Origin of the sequence: Ideonella azotifigens (assembly GCF_006519715.1) — a bacterium.
GTDB classification, from domain to species: Bacteria; Pseudomonadota; Gammaproteobacteria; order Burkholderiales; family Burkholderiaceae_C; genus Ideonella; species Ideonella azotifigens.
The window spans coordinates 1-5117 of record NZ_VIDT01000411.1 but is presented as its reverse complement, the minus strand read 5'-3'; the positions used below and the strand labels follow the sequence as shown (position 1 = coordinate 5117).

Annotated in this window: 7 protein-coding genes and 1 pseudogene; all 8 read right to left on the bottom strand. The window is 64.3% G+C overall.

Annotated features, from left to right (window positions below; all coding sequences use genetic code 11):
- Positions 1-138 precede the first annotated feature (138 nt).
- The gene (locus FKP22_RS20675; RefSeq protein WP_141289580.1) at positions 139-351 is read right to left on the bottom strand and encodes a zinc-finger domain-containing protein; all 213 of its coding nucleotides are present in this window, start codon (positions 349-351) and stop codon (positions 139-141) included.
- Between the two features lie 27 nt (positions 352-378).
- Positions 379-1302: a branched-chain amino acid transaminase gene (locus tag FKP22_RS20670; RefSeq protein WP_141289579.1), complete on the bottom strand. Its 924-nt coding sequence runs from the start codon at positions 1300-1302 to the stop codon at positions 379-381.
- Positions 1303-1346: 44 nt separating this feature from the next.
- On the bottom strand, positions 1347-1736 hold the full coding sequence (locus FKP22_RS20665) for a hypothetical protein (RefSeq protein ID WP_141289578.1): 390 nt from the start codon (positions 1734-1736) through the stop codon (positions 1347-1349).
- A 127-nt stretch (positions 1737-1863) separates the two neighbouring features.
- The gene (locus FKP22_RS20660) at positions 1864-2139 is read right to left on the bottom strand and encodes an EF-hand domain-containing protein (RefSeq protein WP_141289577.1); all 276 of its coding nucleotides are present in this window, start codon (positions 2137-2139) and stop codon (positions 1864-1866) included.
- A 163-nt stretch (positions 2140-2302) separates the two neighbouring features.
- Positions 2303-3544, bottom strand: a complete 1242-nt coding sequence (locus tag FKP22_RS33505) for an ATP-dependent Clp protease adaptor ClpS (RefSeq protein ID WP_211361494.1) — start codon at positions 3542-3544, stop codon at positions 2303-2305.
- A 97-nt stretch (positions 3545-3641) separates the two neighbouring features.
- The gene (locus FKP22_RS32350) at positions 3642-3812 is read right to left on the bottom strand and encodes a hypothetical protein (RefSeq protein ID WP_170200988.1); all 171 of its coding nucleotides are present in this window, start codon (positions 3810-3812) and stop codon (positions 3642-3644) included.
- Between the two features lie 51 nt (positions 3813-3863).
- Positions 3864-4406: a hypothetical protein gene (locus FKP22_RS20650; RefSeq protein ID WP_141289576.1), complete on the bottom strand. Its 543-nt coding sequence runs from the start codon at positions 4404-4406 to the stop codon at positions 3864-3866.
- Positions 4407-4850: 444 nt separating this feature from the next.
- Positions 4851-5117: pseudogene (locus tag FKP22_RS32345) on the bottom strand (metallophosphoesterase family protein); the annotation flags it as partial.

Sequence of the window (5117 nt, the reverse complement as noted above, 5' to 3'; positions counted from 1 at the left end):
GGTCCAGCAGATGGGCCACGGACCGGGCCAGGCGCTGCAGCGCATGACCGGCATCGCGGCGCTGCAAGTGGTCCAGCAGCGCCGCCTGGGCTTCGCGCCAGACCGCTTCAGCGTGCATGGCGCGACTTCCTCAACAGCTCAGTGGCCGTGCGGAAGGTGTTCGCCGTCCTTCAGCTTGTAGACGGTGCCGCAGTACGGGCACTTGCCCTGGCCATCCTGGCTGAGGTTCAGGAACACGCGGGGGTGGTTGCTCCACAGCGGCATGCGCGGGTTGGGGCAGAACAGCACGCCCTCACCCTGCAGGTCCTTGGCGGTGACTTCGACGGTGGCGGCAGCTTGGGTTTCGCTCATGGCAGTGATGCGGTGAAGAAAGGGGAATCAGACCAGCGTCAGCCAGTGGGCGTACTTGTCGTTGCGGCCGTTGACGATGTCGAAGAAGGCGCTCTGGATCTTCTCGGTGATCGGGCCACGCGAGCCGCTGCCGATCTCGATGCGGTCCAGCTCGCGGATGGGCGTGACTTCCGCGGCGGTGCCGGTGAAGAAAGCCTCGTCGGCGATGTAGACCTCGTCGCGCGTGATGCGCTTCTCGACCAGCTTCAGCCCCAGGTCTTCGCAGATGTGGAAGATGGTGTTGCGGGTGATGCCGTTGAGCGCACCGGCCGACAGGTCGGGCGTGTAGACCACGCCGTTCTTGATCACGAACAGGTTCTCGCCCGCGCCTTCGGAGACAAAGCCGTTGGCGTCCAGCAGCATGGCTTCGTCGTAACCGTCTTCCGTGGCTTCCATGTTGGCCAGGATGGAGTTGGTGTAGTTGCTCACCGCCTTGGCCTGCGTCATCGTGATGTTGACGTGATGCCGGGTGTAGCTGCTGATCTTCACGCGGATGCCGCGCTTCAGGCCTTCTTCGCCCAGGTAGGCGCCCCAGGTCCAGGCGGCGACCATCAGGTGCACCGTGTTGCCCTTGGGGCTCACACCCAGTTTCTCGGAGCCGATCCAGGTCAGCGGACGCAGGTAGCAGCTTTCCAGCTGGTTCTCGCGAACGACCTGCTTCTGCGCCTCGGCGACCTGCTCGTAGCTGAAGGGGATCTTCATGCGCAGGATCTTGGCCGAGTTGAACAGGCGCTCGGTGTGCTCCTTGAGCCGGAAGATGGCCGTGCCCTTGGGCGTCTTGTAGGCGCGCACGCCTTCGAAGGCGCCGCAGCCGTAGTGCAGCGTGTGGGTCAGCACATGGATCTTGGCGTCGCGCCAGTCGACCAGCTGCCCGTCCATCCAGATCTTGCCGTCGCGGTCTTCCATGCCCATGGGAAATCCTTGTGAGTTCGGTGCGTTCAAACGAAGCGGAGATTTTAGGCGTCGGCGCCGGCCGCGCGGCGCAACTGCCATTCCGCCACCTTGCCGCCCTTGAGCAACACCTCGACCGAGTCACCGTTGCCGTCGGTCCAGACGAAGCGCTCATCCGGCGGTTCCGACACCCGGTCCCCCAGGCTGCCGGTGATGCGCAGCACATCCAGCAGCGTCAGCCCCTTGCGCAGCTTGGCATGCAGCATCACCGCATTGGCCACGCTGCCCAGCGGCGCCTTGCCGGCTTCGCCCAGCGCGCGCACCGAGCGGCTGAACTGCAGCAACAGCCAGAAGACCACCACCGTGCCCGCGAACAGCAGGCCCTGCCAGCCCCATTGGAAATAGCCAGCCACCAGTGCCAGCGCGGCCAGCGGCCAACCCCATCGTGCATCCATCTGAAAACTCTTGCTCGCGACCCAACGAAGGCGGGATTGTGCCGACTGGGACGGCAGGCCAAACGGCGGTTTCCCACATGGCTGCAGGATTTGCTCGGCACCTGGCGCAACACCTGCCGCGCCACCGTCACTTCTTCTGGGCGGCCGCCGCGAACTTCAGGATCTGTTCCAGCGTCACAAAGCCTGAATGCGCAGCATCGATCTCATCGAACTTCGCGGCCACGCGCGGCATGCCGGCCTGCGCCTCGGCACGGCTGAGCTTGCCGTCATGGTCGGCATCGGCCTTGGTGAAACGGTCCTGGATCTGCTGCTTCATGCTGTCGGCGGACGGGGCTGTCGCCTGGGCCTGGGCGCCGGTAGCCGCCAGCAGGGCTGCGGCGGCGAGCACGAAATGAATTTTCATGAGAGGTTTCGATGGGTATGGGGAGGCTTGGCAGCGTATCCGAAGACCCGAGCCGATGGCCTCGGCGCCATCTGACATTGCAATCTATGCCGGGTGTTGCACTTCAGAATTGAGACCGCCGTGGCAAACAATGGCCGGCCGTGCCAACGAGCAGCGAGCCGGCTCACTGCGATCGCGATTCCACTGCCCTGCAGACCAGTTGATGCCGATTGGCAAGTGCATCCTTCTGAATGGCCAAGGCCACCCTCTCTGCCTGATCGAAATTTGCAAGCGGCAACAACATGCCGCCCTGAGTGTGAATGCCCAGCATCAACGCGATGGCGGCCTCGCGCTCCAGCTTCGCATGCTTCTCCAGCATCTCAACGACAAACTCCATCGGTGTCGTGTCGTCATTCAGCAATTCAATGCCTGTTGTGAAACCGGGAGGTACCAGCTTTTCCATCGCCAGCAGCCGCGCTGACGGTGGGAACACGGGTGAGGCCGCGAGTTGCTGGGCCAGTGGGTGAGCATGGCCCCTGGTGGCGTGCAGGTACAGGCCCCAAAGCACTTCGCCATCGGTCGACAGCCCGCCACGAGTCTTGCCGGGAATGAGATTCATGAGCAAGAGAAGCCCGTTGACAAAGGTGAACGTGATGACGACGCTGCGTCCACCGACCGACTGCGGGGCGCCGTGAAGCGCCACTGCGGCCAGGGTCAACGCCAACAGCCCGGCTTGCGCCAGGGCACCCGCGCCATAGATCCAAAAAGCAGGGACGAGACTGCGCGGCGCCTGGACGAGACACGCGCCGCCCAGGCCTGAAATGTCCACGGCGAAGACCTTCAACCCGAAGGCGCGCGCGGCTAAGAAATGGCCGAATTCGTGAATCGCAATGAGCGCAGCGTACGCGAGGCAATAGAACACCGCGCCAAGTACGCCGGGATTGGCGACGCAAGAGATCAACAATCCGCCAGCCGGGAACGACCAGTGGACGAACACAGGGACGCCGCGCAGCGTGGCCACCTTCAAGCGCCCCCGCTGCGCCTGTAGATCGGCCTGGAGGGCTGCGGTGGGCGAGTCCTCCGCCGCTCTAGGCTGATCCAATGCAACGCCAAAGCGCTGCAGCAACGCATTCACGATGCAGAAGATCACGATGATGCAGACCGACCATCGCAAGAAGCCGGCGAATCCTTGCGTCTGCGATCCGAGCCGGGACTCTGGCGCCAGGATGCCGGCCGCGAGGCCAGCGAATTGCAGGACAACCTGCAGCGCAATGAGTCCGTATCCGAGGTGGGTGAACCGCAGTTGAGCAGCAACTTCCCGGCCGTCGCGACGCCTGTATCGGAACCAGAGGAAAAAGGGCAGGTAGAGCACGCCTCCAGCCAGCAGGCAAAGACCGATCAAGACCAGGATCACTGAAATTTTCATGAGCGGATGTGACTTGCGACAACGGGCGCGGCATGGACCACGCATCGGATTGTGCGATCGGCGCACGGCAGAAACGCCAGGCCTGCCAGTCGATCCTTCAAAAGATGCCGAGACCCAGCCGAAGGCAAGTTCGACCTATGCCGGCCTTGGCTTGCGCGAGTTCGCGAAAGGCGTGGATGAAGCTGCCAGGGCGGATGCCGAGCAGGCCGCCGCCGCGGGTGGAAAAGTGTTCGGGAGCCGCATCGGGCGCGAAGACCCGGCCCAGCATGTACTGGCCACGCAACACCACCCTGAAACCGGCATCCGGATAAAGGAGGTCTTACGGGCTGCCAGGCAGGTTGCGGCACAGCTCAACCCCAGCGTTGCCGTCGCTGCGCTGAAATGCCAGGGCCGGCAGCGTGAACCTGGATTTCGAATTGCCGAAGCCGGGGAATTGAACTGTGAACATTGCAGGCACCTGCGCCGGGACTGCAAAGAAGATTTTGTAGAGCGTCGGGGCTTTGTCGTGCATCGAGCGGATGCTGCTGAAACCAGCGATGGGCACGGCCGCCCGAGGCCCGTCACTCAGCACCCAGTATTCGGCCTTGGCGAGTTGCAGCGGAATGGCGACGCTTCCAAAGCCAGCGACAGCGACGTCTGCGGTTGTCGCGGGCTCGGTCCCTGCCGGGACCATGATGTTCAAGACGATGCCAGGCTTGATGGGCGACTCGGCCCGGAAATCCGTCGCCACGCTCAGCCGAACTTCGCGTTTGCTAGGTGCACCTTGCATGTAGACAAGCATGGTTCCCCCGCACTCCACCTGCGCCAAGGCCGCAGAGGAAAAAAGCAGGAGACCTGCTGCCACGAGGATTCGATCTGTCATGGAATGGCACGCAAAGATAGAGTTCGATGGCGGCATCGCCGGCTGGTGGGCCGGTACGATTTCGGCGCATCGGCGACAAGCAGCCTCACTCGTCAGCACCCAGTCTTTGGACTGCCGCCGACACCCGGCGCACACGCTGCAAGGCGCCGCGATTGGGAGTATTCACATCCAGCGCACGGCCCGGGCCTCGACGTCGGCCAGCCAGGCTGCATCCAGGTCGGCCAGCGCGAGTGACAGTGACGCTGCGCGAGCGACAGCGTGATCGCGCAGCCGATGCCCCCAGCCGCGCCGGTGACGACGGCGACACGGCCGCTGAGGTTCATGGGTGGGGTCATCGGGGTGGCGCCTGTTGAGCGGAGTCGGGCTGGGCCAGGTAGGCGGGCGAAGTCCGCGCTCATCGAGCTGACGCTACTGTTCTTTTGGCGAGGCGCTGAGCGGCGCAGCTCAGGCGGCAGGTTCAAGCCGGCCGACGCGTCCGCTGCGCAGCGCATCTGCCCAGTCGCCTCGGCCGTTTTCGTCGGCGCGGCTGGCGGCGGGCTCGAAGTCGTAGGGCGTGGCCATCAGCGCGAGTTGCCAGCCGGTGGGGCCAAGTTCGGCCAAGGCCCAGCAGGCTTGCGGGTGGCCGGTCTCGACCCAGTGCGGATGCGGGTGCACGTCGTCATAGGCCTGCAGGCCGACGCTGCCGGGGTTCAGCAGCAGCGTGTGGCCCTG